Source organism: Priestia koreensis (genome assembly GCF_001274935.1).
GTDB classification, from domain to species: domain Bacteria; phylum Bacillota; class Bacilli; order Bacillales; family Bacillaceae_H; genus Bacillus_AG; species Bacillus_AG koreensis.
In genome coordinates, this window is record NZ_LILC01000007.1 from 35,366 (window position 1) to 56,840 (window position 21,475).

The following is a 21,475-nucleotide window of genomic DNA, read 5'->3' on the forward strand; positions in this document are numbered from 1 at the left end:
ATGATGATTCATTCACTGATCAAAGAAGTACGAAAGAAATGGCAGCACCATGAAACTAATCGACTTATTGTCGCCATTGACGGGTTAAGTCGCTCTGGGAAAACGACGATCACGAAGGAATTAGAAAAAGAGCTTCAACGAGAAAGCATTTCGTACGCGATTTTACATATTGATGATTTTATTACCGAGCGATCCAAGCGCTATCATACAGGTAGGGATCAATGGGAGGAATATTATCATTTGCAGTGGGATGTGGAGCAATTAAAAGAACATCTTTTTAAACCCTTACAAGAAGAAGCAATACTTTCGCTTCCGTTTTATTTAGACAAAGAGGATCGTCATGAATGGCGATCGGTACACTTGCCACCTAAAGGTGTCATCATCATTGAAGGCGTATTTTTACAGCGCTCTGTGTGGCGATCGTTTTTGGACTATATTGTATACATAGATTGCTCGAGAGAAACGCGCTTTCGTCGAGAGAGCAACGAAACACAAACACTCGTACACAAATTTGAAAATCGATACTGGAAAGCAGAAGAACATTATCTCAAAGAGGAACAGCCTTTAGAAAACGCAGGGCTCGTGATCTATAATTGAAAGAGAGGAATGAATTAATGTCAGTAGAAAAAGTAAAAGACTATTTTAAAAACTACGGGATGGAGGAGCGTATCATTGAAACGTCTCAATCAAGTGCGACCGTTGAACAAGCAGCAGAAGCCTTAAACTGTGAGCCAGAACGAATCGCTAAAACGCTATCGTTTAAAGTTGATGAACGAGTCATTTTAATCGTCGCAGCGGGAGATGTGAAAATTGATAACTCAAAATACCGCCATCAGTTCGGGAAAAAGGCGAAAATGCTCAGTGCAGATGAGGTAGAAACGCTTGTTGGACATGTCATCGGAGGCGTTTGTCCATTTGCTGTAAACGAGGGGGTAACCGTTTATTTAGACGAATCTCTCAAACGATTCCAAACGGTTTTTCCGGCATGTGGAAGCCGAAACAGTGCCATTGAGTTAACGATTGAAGAATTAGAAGAGCACGCAAGACCCCTTGAATGGGTCGATGTCGGAAAAGATAGCAAAAGCGCTTGAGCATTCAAGCGCTTTTTTCATTAGTGAACGGTGTTAGAAGAAGGACCGTACGCATTCATCATTTTCTGCATATCTTGCGTTGGTAGCTGTGGAACTTGATAATAGCCGTGATGATTTTGATAAAGGGATAATTCATATGCCATTTCCACTGCATTTGGAACAGAATCGGCCACAACGCGACGAACAACGGGATTCGTCATTTCAAGCGCGGTCATTGCACGAAGAGACGCGGACGACTTCATCATTCCTAACAGCAAGCTTGAAACGTGCTGATCGTTCATATCAGTTACTTCAGTAATCGGAGTAACGGGCTCGCTTTCTTTTAACCCATACGTAAAGCTGTGATCCATTTTCATCATATAGCTTTTAAGCGATACGGTCGGTTTACTTCCTGTTTGAAAAGCTTCTAAGAGCGTATTGTATTCTTGCGTTAAAAAGGACACTTGGCGATCTATAACCTCTTTTAATTCCACGTCTTGCACCATTTCTTTCGTCATTTTATATGTATTCAGCAAGCTCACGGCTCCTGATAACACTTCCTGGACATCGAACATCTCATGACCACCGTGTTGAAACGACATCGAATCTTCTTGTGAATGTTGATTGAATTGATTTTCCACTGATAAAACCTCCTTTTGTTTGTCCGGCTTATTATACAGTTTTGGATAAATTTTATTCGCTAGCTTTTTTTCACCTGACACATACTAAGGGAAAGATGACTCAGGCATCAAGATAGATAAATGGAAAAATGAGGTGTACAATGAAAAATAGTGAAGAAAGGAGGAAAAACATGGGTCAACCATTACATAAGGAATCCGTAGCGCCCATTCAAAAAGAACGAATATGGACGCGTGATTTCATTTTGATTTGCATTGCAAACTTTTTTATCTTTCTCGGATTTCAAATGACGCTGCCAACCATTCCGCTTTTAGTAAAGCATTTGAATGGATCAGATCAGCTCATCGGGTTTGTCGTCGGAATTTTTACGTTTTCTGCACTGTTAATTCGACCATCTGCAGGTCATGCGCTTGAATCGAAGGGCCGACGATTTGTGTACTTATCAGGACTAATTATTTTCGTCCTTTCTGTTGGGTCATACGGATTTGCGGCAAGCATTTTATTTCTATTCATTATGCGAATTGTTCAAGGTGCAGGATGGGGGTTATCAACAACTGCCTCTGGTACGATTGCGACAGATTTAATTCCTGCGAGTAGACGAGGAGAAGGGATGGGGTATTACGGATTATCCGGAAACCTTGCGCTTGCATTTGGACCATCTCTGGGTCTAGCGCTCTCAAGCACCGTTTCCTTTACCACACTCTTTTTAATTTGCTCAGGTCTTGGATTACTGGCTGCTCTTTTATCGTCTCAAATCCGTTATAAAAAAGTCGAACAAAAGGTAAAAGAAGAAGTGGTTACGGTCAAATGGGACTTTTATGAGAAATCAGCGTTACCACCGTCTTTATTATTATTCTTTATTACCGTAACGTTTGGAGGAATTGCATCTTTTCTTCCGCTATATACCGCACAAAAGGGAATTGACGGCATTCAGTGGTACTTTCTTGTCTACGCATTAGCTTTAATGCTAACACGGACGTTCGCGGGTAAATTATACGACCGTAGAGGACACCGCGCAATCTTTATTCCAGGCGCTGTTTTAGTGTTAGCGGCTATGCTGTTACTTGCGTGGCTTCCAAGCATGACGATGTTATTTGTAGCAGGTGCACTATACGGATTAGGTTTCGGTTCCATTCAGCCAGCACTGCAAGCATGGTCCATTGAAAAAGCACCTGATCGACGAAAAGGAATGGCCAATGCAACGTTCTTCTCATTCTTTGACTTAGGTGTCGGTGTAGGAGCCATGATTTTCGGACAGATTGGTCATACGTTAGGATACGGCAGTATTTACGTAACCGCCTCGTTCTCTGTCTTGTTATCCATCATTTTGTACATTTATTTCTTATCACGTGACAACAAAGTAAAAGCATAGTTTTTTAAAAAAGAGAGCACATTCGCTCTCTTTTTTTGATTCGTATTAGTAGGAGTGAAATTCTGAATAGTGATACAATAAAGGCCAAGGGAGGGATTTATATGAAACAATATGATGTACTTGAAGGGGCAGAACCATTTATTTATGAAGGAAACAACGTAGGTATTTTAGTTTCGCATGGATTTACAGGAAGTACACAAAGTATGAAACCACTAGGTGATGCTTATCACGCAGCAGGTTATACGGTATACGGTCCTCGTTTAAAAGGGCACGGGACGCACTATGAGGATATGGAGCAAACGACGTATCAGGATTGGATTGACTCTGTTGAAGAGGGAATTGCGTGGTTAAAAGAACGCTGTGAGACGATTTTTGTAACAGGGCTTTCAATGGGTGGCACATTAACTCTGTATCTTGCTGAAAAGCATCCAGAAATTAAAGGAATTATCCCGATTAATGCAGCCATTGATATTCCGGCAATGGAAGGTGCGAAAGACCAACAAGAGCCTCGCTTTTTTGATGCTATTGGTTCAGACATTAAAAAAGAAGGGGTAGAGGAGCTAGCGTATGATAAAACACCTCTTAAGTCGATGAAAGAGATTATTAAGCTGATGGCACTTGTGAAAGATGATCTATCTAAAGTGACGTGTCCGGCGCTTATCTTTATGTCAGAAGAAGATCATGTTGTGCCACCATTAAACAGTACATACATCTTAGAGAATATTTCATCTCAAGAAAAAGAAGTAATCTCCATGCCAAACAGCTATCACGTCGCAACACTTGATCATGATCAGCATCTTATTATTGAAGAATCGTTAAAATTCTTTCAGACGCAGCTAGAGAAGTAGGAGAGAGGGCATATAAAAAAAGCGCTTAGAACAAGATGTCCTAAGCGCTTTTTTACTGTATACAAAAATTAAGCACCGCGCGCTTCCGTTAACGCAGCTACTTCTTCTTCTTCAATATCAATGCGGCAATCCATTGTATGAATCGTTTTATCTTCGTTATTTCCGTAGTAAATAGTAATATTCATCGTAACCGCTCCTTCGTTCAATTGAATTTCGAGTTTATTTAAACAATGTGTAAAGTCAAAAGTAAAAAAAGAATCACTAAAATATAGACCTATAATGGCCTTTGTTTTTTATGTATGAAGCCTATGTTTGAAATTACGCTTATTATAACCCATTTCCCCTATATCTACAAGTAAAACCTTGACAGTACAGTGTTTAAAAAGCATTTTCCTCATATAGAATTCATCTAAAATACGAATTAAAATACATCAAAACTTATTTTATTGCGAAATTACCGAGGTTTCAACATTTTCATATGAATAATAATCCAAAAAGTCCACATATGGGATTGAAATCATCAACTTGGATTTTCACCCATTATTATCCTACTTATTTCTTTATAAACAGAACATAAGTTCGTATAATGGAACTGAGAAATGCATCTGCATTCTCACTATTTTATCAGGAAAGGAAGCGATAGTCGTTGAAAAAGCGTAAAATGGAGAAATCACACATCGTCAAGTTGTACGAGGACGGAAAGAGTACGACTGATATTTCGGCCCTTGCTTGTATATCAGTTCGTCAGGTTCGAAACATCCTTCATCAGGAGAATGTAACGTTTCGTCCTCGCGGTAGTTGGAAGCGCCAATATACGGTGAATGAGCATTACTTTAAAACGTGGTCACCGAATATGGCGTACATCCTTGGGTTTATTGCAGCGGACGGCGTCATTTCAAAAACGTTGCAGTGTATTAGCTTTTCGCAAAAAGAGCCCAGTATTCTAGAGCATATTCGAGATGAACTTCAGTCAGATCAACCTCTACATCAAAATGAGCGCACAGGCGTATACCTTTTAAACATTCATAGCAAAACGATGAAAGAAGATCTCATGACGCTACACGGAATTACACCAAATAAATCAACCACGATTACACTTCCTTATGTACCAGCGCACTTGCTATCTCATTTCATTCGCGGTTATTTTGACGGAGATGGCAACGTCACGTATCCAAAGTATGTTGTCAGCTTTGTTGGGGGCTCAGAAGCTTTTATGCTTGGGATAAAAGCTGTACTTGAAGCGCATGGGTTTCAGCCTGACTTTGTTGATAAAGGACGGTATTTTAGGCTTTACATTGTTGGTAGACGTAATATTAGATTGTTTGCTAATTGGATTTACAAAGATAAAACTTTGTATTTGTCACGTAAGTTCGATGAATTTGAACGGGAAACACTACCTTTAGAGCAACTCCAAAATAAAAAACAACGGATAACACGTGCCGCGGTTGCAGATCGTAAAAATAAATTCCTGGCTTGCTATGCAACCAGTTATGACCTTGAAGATTGTGCGAGAAGTGTTGGAGTAACACCTAATACAGTAAAAGTATGGACGAGGAAAGATCCTTGTTTTAAAGACAAGGTAGCTGAGTTAGATCAAGAGAAATCTATTTAAAGGATTATATTATTATAAGGAGAGAAGAGTGTATTTTCATCTCTCCTTATAATTTTCTCTAAGAGGTTTACATAATATATATTATAAGTACCTAAATAATTATGAGATTTTTCGTCTCAAAATATAAGTATACTTTAGATAATGAGACGAAAGAAAAATGAAGAGACATAAATCAATCATTTTTGTATGATCAATTTAATCATGATTATAATTAGTAATCATGAAATCATCTAATGAATTTCAATCAGCAATTGCAGCAATCTGTTCAGCACGTTCATTCTAAATATGATGCCTTGATTGGATCATGTGATCGTTGAATGCTGAATTGTAAATGATCTAATGTTTGTCATGCGCTTTCAACAATAATCATTATAAATGCGTACATTCGTTATAAGCGTGTATTTCAACAATAAATCCTTCTCTCTTTGTTATTTTATGTTCTAAATGAACAAATTAAATTATATCCTTTACAACATGCGCTTTAAGGCGCTCACAATACCTTTTAAGCGTTCTTTCAAGATCTTCTATAGTTTATTCCTTATTCCTCCTTTTCTAACGAAACTGGCGCTTACAAGAACAATTTATCATTACACTCGTTTATTTTGATTAATAAGCACATTCATAAGTTCATTTTTTTTGTTTCCTCCCTTCTCTTGGTTACAATAGAACCTACATATTCGAATATGAAAGGAATGAACAAAATGGTAGCCATTGATCCAACTACATTATCAGAACGCGATAACTATAAAATTTTAACAGGTACGATTATTCCTCGCCCAGTGGCATTTGTAACAACTTTGACAGAAAACGAAACAATTAACGCTGCGCCGTTTAGCTATTTTAATATCGTTTCAGCGAATCCTCCCCTTGTATCGGTTGCTGTACAGCGTCATCCCAATTCAAACGAAAAGAAAGATACGGCGCGTAATGCGATTCAACAAGGTGAATTTGTTGTGCATCTTGGGGATGAATATATCGTTGAAGATATGAACCAAACCGCTGCGAGTCTTCCTCCAGAAGAAAGTGAACTGTCTCATACGTCTCTTACAACGATTCCCAGTGATCGTGTAAAAGTACCGAGTCTTAAAGAAGCACGTATTCGCTTTGAATGTACGCTTGAGCATCATTTAGAAGTTGGTGGTACAGAAGAACAGCCCGCATGTGATCTGCTAATTGGGCGAATTGTCGCTTATCATATCGATGATGCCCTTTATGATGAGGAAAAAGGCTATATTCGTACGGATTTAGTAAAGCCTGTCAGTCGCCTTGCTGGTCAGGATTATGCAAAGCTTGGAGAGATTTTTTCTATTGAACGCCCTTCTTAATAAATAAAAACAGCGCTAGGATCATTAGGTCCTAGCGCTGTTTTTATGAATGTATCGCCTTTTCTTTTTTTATATAGTTCATCGCAATGATCAAATACGCACCAAATAGCAACAAATCAAGAAATAAACCACTCTTTGGTGACAGACCCACTACTGTAAATAAAGACGGAAGAGCTCCACCTACTGAATTCTCCATTTGAATGCAAAGAAATATAAACATATTATTCGCCGCATGTGCCGCAAGCGAAAACTCGAGGGTTTTGGTTTTAAGAGCAATAATCGTCAGCATAAACCCAACCATTACATAGTCTAGTCCCATAAATAGCTTTGAATTTGTCATCTCTGGATTCGTAAAATGAAGAGCACCGAAAATGAAGCCTATAATGAGCGCTAAAAGAATGTGGTTTTTAATTCCTTTTGCAAACCATTGAAGCAAGAAACCTCTAAAAAAGAGTTCTTCCACCGTTGTTTGGATCGGTGTTAAAACGAGCACAAACAGCAATAACCAACCAAATTGACTACTGAAGCCGTTCCACGTATACGAACTAGCAAAAACAAGTAAATCAATAATCAACACAAGTATATACAGCACAATAAAAATGCCGAACCCGAACCAGATGCGCTTCCAGTTAATCTGTTGAAGCGGTGTAATCAGTGTCCGGAACGGTCGTTTTAGAATAAATCGAACGCTGATCCAAATCCCTAATAACCAAAACAAGTACGAAATGTGCGAAATCGCAAGTGTCGCGATTGGACTCAGGCCTACTATTTCAAATGTAGACGCATCAATGTAAGTATCTTTGTTGCCATCTGACACCACGATAAGTATTAACACCAAGACGCTAATAATCGCACCAACAAGTAAAATTCCTAACGTAGCAAAAAACGCACCGGTATATCGTCCACCCGTATTTTTCCCTACCTCTACCCGTTCATATCCTCTCACATTATCAATCTCCTCTTAGACTTGAAATAAATAAAAGAACACCATCAATATAGAAAAAAATGAAACAATTCCCAATTCATTATATCAGAACCATTAGGTTTGTAGAACGAGTGAAATAATTCATAAAAAACGTTAGTCATCACAAAATCATAAAAAAAACTTGTAAACTGAGCACAGCTTACAAGTTTTTTCTTAACTATTGCTGTTGGATACTTCATGAAATACGTGGCGTTTGCGCTTTTGTAGTAGATAAATCAACGATACGAACCAAAATACGAATACGCCTGCATAGATCGTATAAATGCCTGCTGAAGAAAAGCCAATTGAATGAACGACTGTCCGTGAATTCGTTAATAAGATACATCCACCGACTAAAATCCCTAAATAGTGAGACGGAATGATTTTAACAAGCCATGCCGCAATCGGTGCTGCTACTAATCCTCCGGCCATTAGCGTTCCGACCCAAAACCAGTTAACGTCCTGCCATCCGAGTGAAATAAAGAATCCGATCGTTGCTGCTAGCGATACGGCAAACTCCGTCGTATCCACAGAACCAATAATTTTCCTTGTTTCCGTTCCTTTATGTGCCAGAAGAACCGGCGTTGAAATTGGTCCCCAGCCACCTCCACCTGTTGCATCAGCAAAACCTGCGACTAACGCAAGCGGTACAAGGCGTTTTTTTGTAAAAGGTTTCGCTGGTGCTGATTGAGATACCTTTTTATACACGAATCGATAAATGATATAAATACCTAGTAAAAATAAGAAAATAGCAATATACGGCTTTACAATATCCCCTGAGATGTTACTTAAAAAACAAGCGCCGATAAATGCGCCAATTGCTCCTGGAATCGTCATGCTTTTAATAATGTTTTTATCGACGTTTCCAAATTTGATATGCGAAACGCCAGAAGCTGCCGTTGTAACGACTTCTGCTAAATGAACAGAAGCAGATGCAATGGCTGGTGCAATTCCAAAAGCTAACAGCAAGGACGTGGATGTCACGCCGTAAGCCATTCCAAGCGAGCCATCAATCAGTTGAGCGAAAAATCCGACAATAATAAAAACAATCAGTTTCTTCATATGCCTCTCCTTCTATCTGTAAGTTTTTTGACTTGAACGTAACGATTCGACTAACGGCATTACTTGAGTCGAAAAACGCTCCATTTCTTCTAGCTGAGGAGAACATTGCAATAACAGTAGATCAAGTCCTGCTTCTTCAAACGCTAAAATCTGCTGTGCAATTTGTTGCGGTGTTCCAATTAAATGAGGTCGTAATCCACGATTAGACACCGAATAATCATATAATTTTATTTGCTGTTCTAGCTGCGATTTCGAAACAAAATCCTTGTACCCTGCGTACGCATCGCCTTGTTTGGTTGTGGTAATGCGCGTAAGCTCTTCTTGCGCTTCTTCCTCTGTATCTCGACAAATGACATAAGCTGCCATTCCAAATGTTGAAAACGGTGCATGAGGATGATATTTCGCTCGTAATTCCTTCATATCGCCTATTTTATGACGGATTTCCTGAACGGTTCCACCGTGCATCACATAGGCATCACAAAACGATGTGATCGTCTCTTTTCCTCGTGGACTTTCTCCCCCTGCATATAAGGTTGGTCGAGACTGCACAGGTTTAGGAGCAAGCTTAGCATCCTCAATTTGATAAAATTTCCCGTGGTACGTAAACGATTCGTTCTCCCACAGCCCTTTTAAAATCGTAATAAATTCTTCCGTGCGCTCGTATCGTTCATCATGTTCGGTGAACACACCTCCATATTGCTTTGCTTCTTCTGCCCACCACGCAGATACGACGTTTAATGTGAACCGTCCATTTGAAATATGGTCAATATTCGCTGCCATCTTTGCGGTTACAGCAGGCGAATGAAACCCTGGGCGAACTGCCGTCATAATTTCGATTTTATTCGTCACCGCTGCAAGCGCCGCAGCAGTTGACCAAGCTTCTAAAGAGTCTTCTTTTGGCCCTTTAATATCGTTAAGATTTAATTCAGCAATTAACGTTGTATCAAATCCCCATTCTTCGCCCTTTTGAATGACTTCCTTTGCATAATCAAACGTTGCGGGCATATGCTCATCTTCTACATTTCGTAACCACCCACCGAAAATCGGTAACCAAAATCCGTACCTCATCACAATCTCCCCTTTATTAACACGGACACACGTATTGATCGCCGTAGCCGTTTTTAATTAATTGTACGCCTGGATTAGAATCATCTTGGTCAAACACCGCATCGACAAGTGTTTCCGTTGGAAGCTGTCCTCGAACGATAGTTGACAATTCATCATCTGTTAAGTGTCCTGTCGTGCCTCCACTTCCTCCCTCTTGTTTTAATCGATAATAATCATGGAAATACACCCACTTTAACGGCTCTTTTTGCCGGCCGTAGGTAGGCGCTTCTTTTCCGATAGCTTCTAGGTAAGCAATCAATGGAAGTGGTATTCCTGCTGCCACCGGTAACCCAATCCATTTCCATGTACGCGTATTTAAATCCAAAAGCTTATACGTCTGATCTCGTTTATCATAAATGAACTCCGCTTCTGAAATGCCGTGATAACCGAGCGTATGTAAAATATGAATCCCTGCATCGACAATTTCTTGTCGGTAAGCTGATCGTACTAAACAGCCTGTTCCAAAAGACAACGGATATTGCTCAAGTTTTTGTCCCACAAAAACACCCTTTGCTTCTCCCTTTGGACTTACATAGGAACAAAGAGAATAAAAGTCTGATAAACTCTCACCGATTACCTCTTGAATAACAACCTCATGTCCGTTTGTTTTTTTCAATACGTCCGTTAACTCATCCTGAGAGTGCACTTCAAACACTTTTACTTGAAATGCATCATAAAAACTTCGTTGTTCAACAGGTTTTACAATGCATGGAAACGGAACGTGCGTTAATTCGTCTTCCTCTGGATACCACGTTTTAGGAATCGGTATTCCTAAGCGCTCGGATTCCTTGTAAAGTGTTCGTTTATTCAAAATACGCTCGACTGTTTCAAGTTCAGAAAAGGGAATAAAGTAATACGCATTCAGTCGATTTTGATTTCGCAATACCGCAAACACCCATTCATCATTAGAAGGAAATAAAACGCCTTTTTTCGGCAATCGTTTGCCAATATCGATTAAAAGCTGAATAAATCCGTCTTCATCTACTAACGGATTGGGACAGTATGCCGCAATATTTGCATATTTGGACTGCAATCCATAAGCGCGGCCGTCTCGATCTAAGGCGATGACGGGGATTCCCTCTTTCCCTAAGTTTCTTGCGACGGCAAGTCCTGTGATGTGACTATTAAATACAATGGCAGGATGCTGATCATTCGGGAGCTGCTCGATCTCTTCCCACAGTTCAGGTCCTGCTACGTGAAACGTTTTATTCATTACATCTTCTCCTCTCAACTCTCTCTAAATAAAAAATCCTCTTTTCAAAGAAAAGAGGATGAATGTCGTTATACCCTCTTCTCATCTAATGGAATTAGCACGGTGTTCCATTGGAATCCGTTGCCGAGGCTTCATAGGGCCATTCCCTCTGCCTCTCTTGATAAGAAGTATATGCGTTATAATACCAAGTATATTAATGTGATATTAAGGGATTTAAAATAAATTGTCAAGAAAATTTAGAATACATTATTTATAACTGGTGTCATTTATCTAGTACAAGAAGTCGTTAAGCGATGAAGGTGCTTTACCTAACCTTAAAATAACGAAAGAAACCCCTATTAAATAGAGGTTTCTTTCGAGAGCTTATTGCTTAAATCAAAAAGAAGGCAGACTGAAACGATCGCCCTTCTTTTTTGATCATGCGTTTAAAATGAGTTGATAAAACAACACATCTTGCCATTCATCAAACTTATACCCAACCTGCTTAAATTCCCCGCAAAACTCAAAGCCAAATCGAGCATGAAGCTGGACGCTCTTATCATTTCCCTTTGTAATGCCAGAAATTACAACATGATAATGAAGCTCTTTTGCTTGATGGAGAATTTCACTCATCAGGAGCTTCCCTAACCCTTTTCCTTGATGCGCTTCGTCGATGTAGACGGAAAGTTCGACCGTCCCGTTATACGCTTCTTTGTCACGAAAAGAAGATAATGACGCATATCCCATTACCACACCATTTTCTTCTGCGACGATTAATGGATAGCGACCACCGTGCGCATCAAACCACCCTTGACGTTCGTTTGGTGTAACAGGCGTTAAGTCAAACGTTGCGGTTGTATGTAACACAGATTGATTATAAATATCCGTTAAAATTGGTAGATCCGCTTGAGCTGCTTTTCGTATCGTTGTCATATCTGTTTCTTCCTTTACGCTTGTGATAATTCTATTATGACAAATTTAAACGTAACGGAAAAGGATTTTTTTCGCATCTTAAAAACGCGATCACGCGCGCTTTTAAGAGGAAATAGCTCCTTGTTTGAAACCTTGTATCGTTTTAATCATGTCTTCAGTTGAGACGACCGTTGCAAATTCCCCGTGAAGAGACGTCAGCGCAGCATAATGAAGATTCTCCGCTTTTACGTGCTTGCCGTCAAATGATACCGCATCAAAGCAAGCCGTCGCATCGTGTAATACATAGGAACGATAGCCCAGATTTCCAGCCATTCGAACGGTTGTTGACATGCAGTGATTTGTGGTAAGCCCTACAAATACCAGCGTTTCTACGCCGTTTGCTTTTAAATAAGAGTCAAGCTCTGTTCCAATAAAGCTACTGTTGACGTGTTTCCGCACTAAATATTCATCATCTAGCGGATCAAAGCCTTGCTTAAACCGAAAGCCAGGCTGCTTTGGATGAAGTGGAGACTGTGGATTCGTTGAGGCGTGTTGAACGTGAATAACGGGAAGTTGTTGTTTTCGCCATGTATCTAAGACGCGTTTCATTTGCACTTCTGCATGAGGATTGTTACGTTCTCCCCAAGCAGGATCTTCAAAGCCTTGCTGCACATCAATGAGTACTAAAACAGGATTCGTTGCGGTCATAAATAACCTCCTTTAATTTTTCAAAATGGAAATAACGTACACACAGCCATCCGGACCTGCTTTTGAGGAATGAACGGTCTCGCTCGGTAAAAAAATCCGATCTCCTGCCTCGCAAAGCACCGTTTCACCGTCAGCTGTAAAATAAACGGATCCTTCTAAAATATGCAAAATTTCGTCTGTTGGATGTGTATGAGTTGGATGTTCTTTATGCGCTACATCATGCTGCACTTCAACGTATCCCGTATCTGTCGGGAGTAGATTTCTAACTACTTCTTCTAAACTGCCACCAAATCCTTTTTTAATAGAGACTCTTTTTACTTGCATGCACTTTCCCTCGTTTCGTTTGAAATGGACATGTCTGTAATCCGTCTTGATCGTCGCGAAGAAAATATTGTTTCCATTCGCGGTTACTTGCCTGCCCGTACCAGCCTAATTCAGGATGAACGGGTACGTTATCGTATGTTTGCAGTCGTTTTCGAACAATTTTTTTTACATGCTGGCCTTTTTTACTCGTCTCATCTAATCCTTCGAACACCCATCTTGGCTGAAATGTAATCATGAACGTCTTGCTAGCGCGGCTTTTTCGCTCTAAGTGAGCGGGTGTATTGCATACAACAAAAATCGGTTCGCCAGAAAAACAAAATTCCCATAGTGGGTGACTCGGGTCTTGAGGGGTGTCTTCTGGCCATTCATATTCATCCCGTTCATGAAGCGCTTGAAGAACACCCCAAAATTTCTGCTCGTATTCTGCAAGCGATAACGTTTCACCTGGCTCAAAAAAAGCAACAAATGACGTATATCGTCCGATGGTGCGAAATTCTTGTAAATACTGATACAAACATGCAGCAAGGTTTTCTATGCCGCCTTCATCTGCTGATGCGAAGCAAAAACGTAATAAGTCCTGCTTAAAGCCCTCTACTCCTAGTACGCAAGGAAACGGTCGATCTTTTGAAATCAAATCGTGTTGAAACACGGAAAAGCACTCTTTTTCCCACGTTCCAAGAGAAGTCGATGCTAAAATATTTCCTGCTGTATAAATCTGAGATGTCGTCATGAAGATCCTCCTTTATCTAAAAAGAAGACATCTTACACTTCCTTTTAGAAAATGAACCAAACAAGTACCCTTTATCAAGCTAACGTTACAAATGTATGAGTGAAAACCGAAAATATTGCTTCTAATTTTAGTGGACAGCCCCATACGATGTAATAAGAGCTTGTAAGAAAGGAAGATCGTATGGATGGTTGGATTATGATCGTACAATATATGGTGCTTGGAATAAGTTTAGCGGCTCCCGTTGGACCGATTAATTTAGAAATGATTAAGCGCGGAATTTCTGGAGGGTTTTGGTCTTCCTGGCTAGTAGGTCTAGGGGGAATGACAGTTGACCTGTCATTTATGCTGTTTATCTTTTGGGGACTTACGCCGTACTTGCAAAAGGAAGGCGTTCTGCTTACCGTATACGGCGCTGGTGCGCTTATGTTACTGTGGGTAGGATTTCAAAGCGTTAAACAGTCGTTTAGCGCTACGTTCGGTGCGCAAATGGATGAAACACGATCACATAAATCATATTTAACAGGCTTTTTGATTGCGATGACCAATCCGCTTAATATCATCTTTTGGTTTGGTGTTTATGGATCAACGCTTAGCGAGACGCTTCGTGCCCATAGTCTCGGAACGTCGTTAGTATATAGCGGTTTTATTTTGCTAGGAGTTTTATTGTGGAATTTAAACGTTGCTTTTACCGTTCACTTCTCAAGAAGACTGCTGCACGAAACGATTTTACGCCTCATTACGTTTAGTGCAGGTGCGGTGCTTATCTATTTCGGATTTAAATTTTTGTTTCAATTCGTCTCACATCTTTAACTATTTAGTGACTATAAAATAAAGCAGGATTTTCCTCGCAATCTGTCGAATATGAATCTCTAGAGGTGAGAATATGAAAATAGAAAAACGAACGGCCATTGGTTTTCATGGACAAGAAGTCCCGATTACACATGTAGGCACTAGCAGTAAAAAAGCCGCTATCTTGTTGCCCGGTCTTGGGTACACAAACCATCATCCAATTATGCACTATTCAGGAAATCTGCTTCTTGAGAACGGATACGACCTTTTTCAGGTCAACTACAATTATAAGATTCATCCAACGTTTTCTCATTTGAATGAACGCGAACAAACCAACATGATTATTCAAGACGTAACAGCAGCCGTCCACACCATTTTATCCGCTCATGAGTTTGAAGAAGTGCTATTTGTCGCAAAATCTATTGGCACAGCAGCCCTGTCGTACATACTTACACATGAACCATCCTATGCCAAACACGATGTGATCTGGCTCACACCACTACTAAATGCGCGAAACGTACACGAAAATATGCTTCGCTGTGAGAACCGTTCGCTTGCCATTATGGGAACGAATGATGATTTTTATGATGTACATGCTGCGGAAGAGCTGCAAAACAGTGAATGTATTGACTTTGTGAAGATCGAAGGCGCCGATCACTCCTTGGAAAAGAATAATGTTCATCAATCTCTTGGACTATTGCGTGACGTTCTGCAGCACATTGAAGAATTCGTCTCTGTCAAAAAAACGGTGACCAATTAACACAAACACCCTCATGCTTCATTAGCGTGAGGGTATTTGTTACGAAAAATGTTTCTTTTTCTGTTGTTCTTCCCATCTCTTCATTAAACCTTTATGGTACGCTTTTCCTCTTTCGATAAAAAACCAATCAATGCTATAAGCAGTTGTGCCCCACGTTTTTTGGAAACGAACTCGTATGGATTCATGATGAGTATAATGAAGGTAAATAAGCGTTGCTTTTCTTCCTTGGTAGTTGCTAAGCGAAATACTTTCTATTTCATGCCAGTAGACCTTATTCCCTTTTAAATCGACCACAATTCCTTCATCGTCCCAATAAAAATGTCGACCTTGTCTTCTCATTTGAAATAAATAAATACCGTAGATCGTAAACGTGAGTGAAATAACAAGTGAAACGACAAAAAGGAAGATATCACTCACTTTGAAAAAAGACATTTCTTGAGGCAAAATAAAAATGACCCCTACTAAAAAGCTCGTCCCTACTGTTAAAAGCACTCCGATAAACCAGCGCGAAATTTTATACAATTCTGTTGTCACCTCAGCTATGATGATTAAAAGACTAAAGTGCTTTTTCCCCGCCCATATACAGCGAGAAACTACATGAAAGTTTTTTTATTCCCTTATACGGTTTAGGTATATTTTATAGCATAAATACAGAAAGACACATCTGGATATTTGTCAGGTGGGCTCTAATTATGAAGATCCGTACATAGTGCAAAAATCCCCAATCTATCTATTCTTTTTAAAAAGAGTCGTGTTTTCAATACGGATTGAATCTACCTCACCGCAATTTAAGCAAAAGGTGAAAATTTTATTAGCGCCCTTCATAGACATATAACTTGTTTTAATAGGCATAAAATCTGTCCCTTCTACAAACTCCGTACCTTTGCATTTAAGGCATTCTTTCTGTTCCATTGCAATCCCACCTTTTCTTGCGTTTTTTAGTCACACCAAACCCTCTCTTCTTTAATACGGTTTAGCTTCCTGTAAGTTTCAAAAAAATGGATTTCAAATAATGGCGACAGTATAGACAAAAGCGCACCCGTACATTTTTCGGGTGCGCTTTATTTGTGTTTATGATCAATACTTCGTTATTTCACCGTGTTTAATTTCTTCTTGTTGCTTCTTCGAAAGATCCTTTAAGGACTTATAGACACGTAACGTGTGTTTCTCTGTATTAATTACCCCATAGTTTCCTGCTTTATTTACGATGTAAAAACTATGATCGCCTTCATACGTCTGAACTATGTGTTCTAAAACAACCTCATCAAGCACTGGTTTCCTATGATCGAATAGCACGTAGTTATTGTCCATTTCTGGTGAGTCCATATCTGGCGCACCTACAATCTCAAAACGGTTTTTTTCGAATGTATCTACAGTGTCCTTACCAATAGGATACTCCAAACTGCGTAACCAAAATACGCTGTCTAAGACTAACCACGTAATCCCTATCACGATGACAGCAATAATAGACAGAATGATTTTCGTGCTGCGCTTCCACTTTTTCTTTTTTTTCACTTGTTTCTTACTCATTTTCCATTCCTCTTTCACATTTATTCGCTTTATTCTGTTTTTCTATGTAAGTAGTTATCGGTATATACCGTTCATTATACGTTAAAAACATCTAAGTCTAATTGGTTTTTTATATGTTTTCGTTCACGTACAGCAGTTTCTACTCCCCAGTGATCCACACCCTCTTTTTGACTTTCTTCTACATAATCTATTGTCATGTTCAACCGCGTTTGTATGTAATCAATGCTTCGAGTAATTGTATATAGTTATTCATACATTGTGTGATCGTTCATTTTGGGTTCTCTCTCCTACTTTGGCTTATTTTAGTTATGCTTAAGCTTTTATAGTTTACTATGTCTTTATGTCTGAATGTGAAAATAGGGACTTCTTTTTCTAAAGGGTTCGGTTTTTAAGGACAAAACTCAAATTCACAACCCATTTAACAGTAAAATCAACAAGTAAATTGGCCTAAATAATTGCCGTACAAAAGGCAAGAAAACTAAAAAGGGACTTCCAATTATTTTGAAGTCCCTTAATCCTATGTGTATTATTGCTTTGGCGATGTTATCTCAATATTTTGTGCTTAATGGATAAGGTTCTATTTATACTGAGATCCAACCAATTCAATTAATTTATCGGTAATTTTATTTGGAACAGTATAGATGGTGCTTGTATCGTCTGGTTTCATAAATGTACTTCTTTGTCCCTTTTCCCCTATCCTTAAATATAGACTTTGTTGTTTGTCCTTATCATAAACTACTTCTATATAAACTTCGGGAATATCCATATCAACTTTACCTGGTTCTTTTACCGCACGTGAAAAAATGTCTGCAAAGGTTTTTAAGGATTCTTGATCCTCAAAAGTGATTTTATTGAATCCTTTTGGTTTTGAAACGGTAATGCGTGTAAAATTGTTATCAATTGAGAGTGACTTGTTACTTTCAGATGTAGGCGATGATTTAACAGTGGATTCAGTAGATGCTTCTTTCGATTGACAACCAAAAGCAAATAAAGATAGAAAGGCTAAGAATAAGGCCAAAAAGAAAATCCTCTTCAAATATTATTACCTCCTAATTTTTAATACCCATTATTCAAATTAGACGATAAAAACCCTGTGATTGTTACAATAGATAAATATTAACCCCGTAGTTATGGGCAACAGTTCTTATTTAGACGTCCTGTATCCCTTATAGACGATAAGATGTTTCTTTTATTGAGGTTACTTCAATATCGGAGCAATAGAACGAGAGCGATAGTAAGTTACTTTATTCTGGACAGAAATAAAAGGAGCACAAAATAGTGTTCCTTTTACGGTTTAATAAAGGTGTTGAAAATCAAAATCGCATCTTCTCTATTTTTCATATGCTTTATTGAATTTTTGTACCCAGCTCATATCAACTGGTCCATTAACAATTTCAACTAATCCATAATCCATTATATAAGCGCAGTTTTTGAAAATAGATACATACTTTTCCTTTCCATCTTTTGAACGAATGGTAAATTCAAATCCTTTTGTAGAATAAAAGGTGCACTTATCATTTTTTTTGATTTGGTAGTTATTTAGATAGTTCATCAACGTTTCCACGGGTTCTTTCGTGTCTTCTTTCCAAGCTAAGCTTTTTTTATCTGAAAATGTCAATGACTCAAAACTAGATGGATTGTAATTCATTTCATCAGCAAAGTTTTTTTCCTTATACTTGTCATAAAGTTTAAACGAAAAGAAAAGAACGACTATAGCAAGCAACGAATAGAGAATATGTTTGGTTTTCATATGTACTGTACCCCCTCCGCTATATATACACGTACGGAACTTCTTTCTATTTATTTAATCAACTTACAAAGTTCTCTTTATTTATTTTAACATAAATTACCATATTAAGTTTAGAGACTTTTTACCGAACATAAAAAGCCATAACGAATCATTCATTATGACTTTTTGAGGTGTATGTAGGCTATAATACATAAAATTGCTGTGGTTAATTCGAAGGACAATAAGGATACTGATGAAAAGCCTAAATCTAATGTATTTGAAATGACAGACACTTATGATCGCTTACGTATATCAGAATTTATCGTGTGGTCGATGTTAAATCACCCAATAAGATTTTTATTACCCCTAAAAAGGTGGGTGCAGTACAGTGAAAAAAGAAATTTCTAAAAGCGAAGTAATGCAATTACTCCTCCAAGCGTGTCCATCTTATCAAAAACAGTGGGATGCATATGTTCAGGATAATTATGAGAACGGAGATGAACAGTTACTATATATAGATTTAGCTGATTTTGCTACTCATTTCGTTGATTTGTATAAAAAACATGAGTTACGTGAGTTTCCAGCAGTATTTGATGTAATTGAATTGCTGCATATAAGTGGCGACGATTTTGTTAAAGAGGCGGCGTCAGTGGGATTATTGGAAGATTTACAAAATAGATTACTAAGTAATGAAATAAATACGAATGCCTTTAATCAATATTTAAAACAAGAATCATTAAAATGGTGGAATCACCTAAATGATTTTTGGGATGGCAAAACCAAATATGATGGTGGTCCAGAGAAGTAAGTTATTTCAGAAGGAAAGCCTTATCATAAGAGCTTTCCCTATTTTTAACTAAATATCAACATTGAAGATTAACACAGCCTATTTATAAATAGTAATATCTAATTCTTCTGTCGAGGTGGTTAGGTCTATTAAATGCTTCCCTTTTGTGTAAACAACAGAAGCACCTTCTCTTTCACCCTTTTTCCATCCTTCCGATTTAATTGCTTTTTCATAATCGGAAGGTATGCCATTTTCTCCAGAAGCTCTAGACCACGTATAGGTGTTAACTCCATCACCTTGGTCAATAAGCTTCGCTTTCGTCGGAACAGGAAAACCATTTAGCTCTTTTGACGATTCATATGTAAAGTTAGGCACTACTACAAATACTGCCACAACCACTATGGCAACTATAGATAGAATCCATCCTACCTTTTTCTTGTTCATTTTCTTCTCTCCTCGATTAAGTATTAACTTAAACCCGCTTATACCTTTTTTCACTATAAAGAGCGTTAGTTGAGTATACCTAGCGCTTTCCACTCATCAAAATACTTTTGGTAGCCCATTTCCTCAGCAGTCATTGTATACGTTGTGCCCTTTATGACGAAAGTATGTGACCAAGACAATGTATATGCACCTTTATGAATATCACAAGGTACATTCACCGCATAATTACCAAAAGTCAAAAAAGACGTTTCAATACTTATGCGATCTATTAATGGACTTGCTTTCACCAGGCGATTACTGTGAACTATACGTTTGTTATTTAGGTGAAGAGAATGAGGAACAGGAAAGTGATTGTACCGTTCACCTAGATAACCTTAATATTGACTTACTACATATTGATGAAAAAAGGCTTATCCGAATTGAACGATGAACCATTTAAATCATTAGAGAAGCCTACTTCTCAATCTCAAGCCAGTCGTTCGTGAAAAGTTCCAAATGCATTGATTTATAGAATACCTGTATCCTCAACTAGATAAAGAAAGCTGAAAAAAAGAAGTATTTTGCATTGCGATACGCTTCTTTTTTTGCGAATTATTTTGGAGTAAGTTGTCTTTGGCGTTTGCTCCCACGCCGTGCCTTGCTTCTAACATATCATTCGTAAACTAGCCTTTGATTTATACTTCTCTTTTATTATACTAATGATATAGTTGTAAAAAAAGAAAAAAGAGGAAAAACATGACGTATTCAAGAATGGTTTTAATTGCAGTCATTTTATTGTATTTCATCTCTTCTTATCTAGAAAAAATAAAGTATAAAAAAGCACTTCAAAAAGCTACTGAAACGAAGCAATTACGAAGTGCCGCAACCATTCACCGCAAGATGACCAAACTACATTTGGTGGGGTTTGGAATATTTGTAGCCATTACTCTCATTCAAATTGTGCGAGGACGTTAACCGCAAAGAAGCGGTCCACGGGTTGGATCGCTTTTTTTGTGGTGTTCACTTGTTACAAACGTCACCATTTGCTGAGTGTATGCTTTACAATACATCCTATAGAGAACGCTTGACTTTATTGTGCTGTAATCCTATTCTCATCTTTTTTTACGTAGCTTTATAGTAAAAAATATTTAGCGCTTGTCTTTTATAAAAAAGAAGCCATCGCCATTCGCTTGTGGAACAAAGCCTCCTGTAAGAGAAGAATGCTCAATCATTTGCTGTTCTTTGACAGAGATGATGGTATGTACATCTCCATTTCCAATCACGTGAGATACGTTCGCGGCTGGTTGAGACAGATGCAGCTTTTGAAAGAAGAAACCTGTTCCGTCTTCTTGCCATACAAAACCTGATTGATGGAAACTATTCTCCACCATTGCTTGTTCTTCGACTGAAATGACAGTGGTCATATTACCGGATTCAGCAAATCCAACTTCAGTTGAACTTGTCCAGCTCATTGAAAAAACAAACACGCCTGCCATACTTAAAAGCTTTCCTAATTGTCTCAACAAATCTCCTCCTTCTATTATGTAAATAAGCTTGTATCACTATACATATGACTATATTCCTTTAAGTAT

Annotated in this window: 28 protein-coding genes and 1 riboswitch; of the genes, 11 read left to right on the top strand and 17 right to left on the bottom strand. The window is 38.5% G+C overall.

Annotated features, from left to right (window positions below; all coding sequences use genetic code 11):
• Together AMD01_RS05355 and AMD01_RS05360 are read left to right on the top strand one after the other, a co-directional pair.
• Complete coding sequence (locus AMD01_RS05355) at window positions 1–597, top strand: kinase (RefSeq protein WP_053400384.1); 597 nt, start codon at window positions 1–3, stop codon at window positions 595–597.
• A gap of 17 nt (window positions 598–614) precedes the next feature.
• On the top strand, window positions 615–1,091 hold the full coding sequence (locus tag AMD01_RS05360) for a YbaK/EbsC family protein (protein ID WP_053400385.1): 477 nt from the start codon (window positions 615–617) through the stop codon (window positions 1,089–1,091).
• Between the two features lie 20 nt (window positions 1,092–1,111).
• On the opposite strand, the gene AMD01_RS05365 is transcribed toward AMD01_RS05360, so the two are convergent.
• Complete coding sequence (locus AMD01_RS05365; RefSeq protein ID WP_245638892.1) at window positions 1,112–1,711, bottom strand: spore coat protein; 600 nt, start codon at window positions 1,709–1,711, stop codon at window positions 1,112–1,114.
• A gap of 170 nt (window positions 1,712–1,881) precedes the next feature.
• On the opposite strand from AMD01_RS05365, the gene AMD01_RS05370 reads away from it, so the two are divergent.
• The 4 genes from AMD01_RS05370 to AMD01_RS05385 all read left to right on the top strand — a co-directional run bounded on the left by AMD01_RS05370 (window position 1,882) and on the right by AMD01_RS05385 (window position 6,866).
• Window positions 1,882–3,081: an MFS transporter gene (locus AMD01_RS05370; RefSeq protein ID WP_053400386.1), complete on the top strand. Its 1,200-nt coding sequence runs from the start codon at window positions 1,882–1,884 to the stop codon at window positions 3,079–3,081.
• A gap of 101 nt (window positions 3,082–3,182) precedes the next feature.
• Window positions 3,183–3,929: an alpha/beta hydrolase gene (locus tag AMD01_RS05375; RefSeq protein ID WP_053400387.1), complete on the top strand. Its 747-nt coding sequence runs from the start codon at window positions 3,183–3,185 to the stop codon at window positions 3,927–3,929.
• A 661-nt stretch (window positions 3,930–4,590) separates the two neighbouring features.
• A complete protein-coding gene (locus AMD01_RS05380; RefSeq protein ID WP_053400605.1) occupies window positions 4,591–5,541 on the top strand; it encodes an LAGLIDADG family homing endonuclease in 951 nt (316 codons plus the stop codon).
• Between the two features lie 701 nt (window positions 5,542–6,242).
• Complete coding sequence (locus tag AMD01_RS05385) at window positions 6,243–6,866, top strand: flavin reductase family protein (RefSeq protein ID WP_053400388.1); 624 nt, start codon at window positions 6,243–6,245, stop codon at window positions 6,864–6,866.
• Window positions 6,867–6,909: 43 nt separating this feature from the next.
• Here AMD01_RS05385 and AMD01_RS05390 read toward each other — a convergent pair whose 3' ends face one another.
• The 8 genes from AMD01_RS05390 to AMD01_RS05425 form a co-directional block, all read right to left on the bottom strand.
• On the bottom strand, window positions 6,910–7,812 hold the full coding sequence (locus tag AMD01_RS05390; protein ID WP_053400389.1) for a CPBP family intramembrane glutamic endopeptidase: 903 nt from the start codon (window positions 7,810–7,812) through the stop codon (window positions 6,910–6,912).
• 192 nt (window positions 7,813–8,004) lie between these two features.
• Complete coding sequence (locus tag AMD01_RS05395; RefSeq protein WP_053400390.1) at window positions 8,005–8,892, bottom strand: sulfite exporter TauE/SafE family protein; 888 nt, start codon at window positions 8,890–8,892, stop codon at window positions 8,005–8,007.
• Between the two features lie 12 nt (window positions 8,893–8,904).
• Window positions 8,905–9,960, bottom strand: coding sequence for an LLM class flavin-dependent oxidoreductase (locus AMD01_RS05400; protein WP_053400391.1), 1,056 nt, complete (start codon window positions 9,958–9,960; stop codon window positions 8,905–8,907).
• Between the two features lie 16 nt (window positions 9,961–9,976).
• Window positions 9,977–11,212, bottom strand: coding sequence for a carboxylate--amine ligase (locus AMD01_RS05405; protein WP_053400392.1), 1,236 nt, complete (start codon window positions 11,210–11,212; stop codon window positions 9,977–9,979).
• Window positions 11,213–11,290: 78 nt separating this feature from the next.
• A riboswitch (SAM riboswitch) is annotated at window positions 11,291–11,379 on the bottom strand.
• Window positions 11,380–11,629: 250 nt separating this feature from the next.
• Window positions 11,630–12,124 carry a GNAT family N-acetyltransferase gene (locus AMD01_RS05410; protein WP_053400393.1) on the bottom strand — a complete coding sequence of 165 codons (495 nt, stop codon included), beginning with the start codon at window positions 12,122–12,124 and terminating at the stop codon, window positions 11,630–11,632.
• A gap of 102 nt (window positions 12,125–12,226) precedes the next feature.
• Window positions 12,227–12,811 carry a cysteine hydrolase family protein gene (locus AMD01_RS05415; RefSeq protein ID WP_053400394.1) on the bottom strand — a complete coding sequence of 195 codons (585 nt, stop codon included), beginning with the start codon at window positions 12,809–12,811 and terminating at the stop codon, window positions 12,227–12,229.
• 12 nt (window positions 12,812–12,823) lie between these two features.
• Window positions 12,824–13,135, bottom strand: a complete 312-nt coding sequence (locus AMD01_RS05420) for a cupin domain-containing protein (protein WP_053400395.1) — start codon at window positions 13,133–13,135, stop codon at window positions 12,824–12,826.
• Window positions 13,110–13,865, bottom strand: a complete 756-nt coding sequence (locus AMD01_RS05425; protein WP_053400396.1) for a YqcI/YcgG family protein — start codon at window positions 13,863–13,865, stop codon at window positions 13,110–13,112. Before AMD01_RS05425 ends, AMD01_RS05420 begins: the two co-directional genes overlap by 26 nt.
• Before the next feature lie 180 nt (window positions 13,866–14,045).
• Between AMD01_RS05425 and AMD01_RS05430 the strand changes: the two genes are divergently transcribed.
• Together AMD01_RS05430 and AMD01_RS05435 are read left to right on the top strand one after the other, a co-directional pair.
• Window positions 14,046–14,675 carry a LysE family translocator gene (locus AMD01_RS05430; RefSeq protein ID WP_053400397.1) on the top strand — a complete coding sequence of 210 codons (630 nt, stop codon included), beginning with the start codon at window positions 14,046–14,048 and terminating at the stop codon, window positions 14,673–14,675.
• Window positions 14,676–14,748: 73 nt separating this feature from the next.
• Window positions 14,749–15,414: an alpha/beta family hydrolase gene (locus AMD01_RS05435; RefSeq protein ID WP_053400398.1), complete on the top strand. Its 666-nt coding sequence runs from the start codon at window positions 14,749–14,751 to the stop codon at window positions 15,412–15,414.
• A gap of 39 nt (window positions 15,415–15,453) precedes the next feature.
• Here AMD01_RS05435 and AMD01_RS24660 read toward each other — a convergent pair whose 3' ends face one another.
• The 6 genes from AMD01_RS24660 to AMD01_RS05460 form a co-directional block, all read right to left on the bottom strand.
• Window positions 15,454–15,948: a hypothetical protein gene (locus AMD01_RS24660; RefSeq protein ID WP_245638893.1), complete on the bottom strand. Its 495-nt coding sequence runs from the start codon at window positions 15,946–15,948 to the stop codon at window positions 15,454–15,456.
• 192 nt (window positions 15,949–16,140) lie between these two features.
• Entirely contained in the window at window positions 16,141–16,326 is a 186-nt protein-coding gene (locus AMD01_RS05445) for a hypothetical protein (RefSeq protein ID WP_053400399.1), read from the bottom strand.
• Window positions 16,327–16,491: 165 nt separating this feature from the next.
• The gene (locus AMD01_RS05450) at window positions 16,492–16,944 is read right to left on the bottom strand and encodes a hypothetical protein (RefSeq protein ID WP_053400400.1); all 453 of its coding nucleotides are present in this window, start codon (window positions 16,942–16,944) and stop codon (window positions 16,492–16,494) included.
• Window positions 16,945–17,018: 74 nt separating this feature from the next.
• Window positions 17,019–17,141 carry a hypothetical protein gene (locus AMD01_RS24885; RefSeq protein ID WP_281176839.1) on the bottom strand — a complete coding sequence of 41 codons (123 nt, stop codon included), beginning with the start codon at window positions 17,139–17,141 and terminating at the stop codon, window positions 17,019–17,021.
• Between the two features lie 380 nt (window positions 17,142–17,521).
• Window positions 17,522–17,980 (bottom strand): YhfM domain-containing protein, encoded by a 459-nt coding sequence (locus AMD01_RS05455; protein WP_053400401.1) that lies wholly within the window; start codon window positions 17,978–17,980, stop codon window positions 17,522–17,524.
• Between the two features lie 294 nt (window positions 17,981–18,274).
• Entirely contained in the window at window positions 18,275–18,694 is a 420-nt protein-coding gene (locus AMD01_RS05460) for a hypothetical protein (protein ID WP_053400402.1), read from the bottom strand.
• A gap of 367 nt (window positions 18,695–19,061) precedes the next feature.
• On the opposite strand from AMD01_RS05460, the gene AMD01_RS05465 reads away from it, so the two are divergent.
• Window positions 19,062–19,481, top strand: coding sequence for a DUF7674 family protein (locus AMD01_RS05465; protein ID WP_245638894.1), 420 nt, complete (start codon window positions 19,062–19,064; stop codon window positions 19,479–19,481).
• Window positions 19,482–19,559: 78 nt separating this feature from the next.
• Here AMD01_RS05465 and AMD01_RS05470 read toward each other — a convergent pair whose 3' ends face one another.
• Entirely contained in the window at window positions 19,560–19,904 is a 345-nt protein-coding gene (locus tag AMD01_RS05470; RefSeq protein WP_053400403.1) for a hypothetical protein, read from the bottom strand.
• 271 nt (window positions 19,905–20,175) lie between these two features.
• On the opposite strand from AMD01_RS05470, the gene AMD01_RS23920 reads away from it, so the two are divergent.
• Together AMD01_RS23920 and AMD01_RS05480 are read left to right on the top strand one after the other, a co-directional pair.
• Window positions 20,176–20,334, top strand: a complete 159-nt coding sequence (locus AMD01_RS23920; RefSeq protein WP_157052627.1) for a hypothetical protein — start codon at window positions 20,176–20,178, stop codon at window positions 20,332–20,334.
• Window positions 20,335–20,639: 305 nt separating this feature from the next.
• A complete protein-coding gene (locus tag AMD01_RS05480) occupies window positions 20,640–20,858 on the top strand; it encodes a hypothetical protein (protein WP_053400405.1) in 219 nt (72 codons plus the stop codon).
• A gap of 173 nt (window positions 20,859–21,031) precedes the next feature.
• Here AMD01_RS05480 and AMD01_RS05485 read toward each other — a convergent pair whose 3' ends face one another.
• A complete protein-coding gene (locus AMD01_RS05485) occupies window positions 21,032–21,406 on the bottom strand; it encodes a hypothetical protein (RefSeq protein WP_053400406.1) in 375 nt (124 codons plus the stop codon).
• Window positions 21,407–21,475: the final 69 nt, after the last annotated feature.

Bases quoted from the DNA above. Each gene is read 5' to 3' on its own strand.
- AMD01_RS05355 (WP_053400384.1), top strand. From the start codon at position 1: ATGATGATTCATTCACTGATCAAAGAAGTACGAAAGAAATGGCAGCAC.
- AMD01_RS05360 (WP_053400385.1), top strand. From the start codon at position 615: ATGTCAGTAGAAAAAGTAAAAGACTATTTTAAAAACTACGGGATGGAG.
- AMD01_RS05370 (WP_053400386.1), top strand. From the start codon at position 1,882: ATGGGTCAACCATTACATAAGGAATCCGTAGCGCCCATTCAAAAAGAA.
- AMD01_RS05375 (WP_053400387.1), top strand. From the start codon at position 3,183: ATGAAACAATATGATGTACTTGAAGGGGCAGAACCATTTATTTATGAA.
- AMD01_RS05380 (WP_053400605.1), top strand. From the start codon at position 4,591: ATGGAGAAATCACACATCGTCAAGTTGTACGAGGACGGAAAGAGTACG.
- AMD01_RS05385 (WP_053400388.1), top strand. From the start codon at position 6,243: ATGGTAGCCATTGATCCAACTACATTATCAGAACGCGATAACTATAAA.
- AMD01_RS05395 (WP_053400390.1), bottom strand. From the start codon at position 8,892: ATGAAGAAACTGATTGTTTTTATTATTGTCGGATTTTTCGCTCAACTG.
- AMD01_RS05400 (WP_053400391.1), bottom strand. From the start codon at position 9,960: ATGAGGTACGGATTTTGGTTACCGATTTTCGGTGGGTGGTTACGAAAT.
- AMD01_RS05405 (WP_053400392.1), bottom strand. From the start codon at position 11,212: ATGAATAAAACGTTTCACGTAGCAGGACCTGAACTGTGGGAAGAGATC.
- AMD01_RS05410 (WP_053400393.1), bottom strand. From the start codon at position 12,124: ATGACAACGATACGAAAAGCAGCTCAAGCGGATCTACCAATTTTAACG.
- AMD01_RS05415 (WP_053400394.1), bottom strand. From the start codon at position 12,811: ATGACCGCAACGAATCCTGTTTTAGTACTCATTGATGTGCAGCAAGGC.
- AMD01_RS05420 (WP_053400395.1), bottom strand. From the start codon at position 13,135: ATGCAAGTAAAAAGAGTCTCTATTAAAAAAGGATTTGGTGGCAGTTTA.
- AMD01_RS05425 (WP_053400396.1), bottom strand. From the start codon at position 13,865: ATGACGACATCTCAGATTTATACAGCAGGAAATATTTTAGCATCGACT.
- AMD01_RS05430 (WP_053400397.1), top strand. From the start codon at position 14,046: ATGGATGGTTGGATTATGATCGTACAATATATGGTGCTTGGAATAAGT.
- AMD01_RS05435 (WP_053400398.1), top strand. From the start codon at position 14,749: ATGAAAATAGAAAAACGAACGGCCATTGGTTTTCATGGACAAGAAGTC.
- AMD01_RS05445 (WP_053400399.1), bottom strand. From the start codon at position 16,326: ATGGAACAGAAAGAATGCCTTAAATGCAAAGGTACGGAGTTTGTAGAA.
- AMD01_RS05450 (WP_053400400.1), bottom strand. From the start codon at position 16,944: ATGAGTAAGAAACAAGTGAAAAAAAAGAAAAAGTGGAAGCGCAGCACG.
- AMD01_RS24885 (WP_281176839.1), bottom strand. From the start codon at position 17,141: ATGACAATAGATTATGTAGAAGAAAGTCAAAAAGAGGGTGTGGATCAC.
- AMD01_RS05460 (WP_053400402.1), bottom strand. From the start codon at position 18,694: ATGAAAACCAAACATATTCTCTATTCGTTGCTTGCTATAGTCGTTCTT.
- AMD01_RS05470 (WP_053400403.1), bottom strand. From the start codon at position 19,904: ATGAACAAGAAAAAGGTAGGATGGATTCTATCTATAGTTGCCATAGTG.
- AMD01_RS23920 (WP_157052627.1), top strand. From the start codon at position 20,176: ATGGACTTGCTTTCACCAGGCGATTACTGTGAACTATACGTTTGTTAT.
- AMD01_RS05480 (WP_053400405.1), top strand. From the start codon at position 20,640: ATGACGTATTCAAGAATGGTTTTAATTGCAGTCATTTTATTGTATTTC.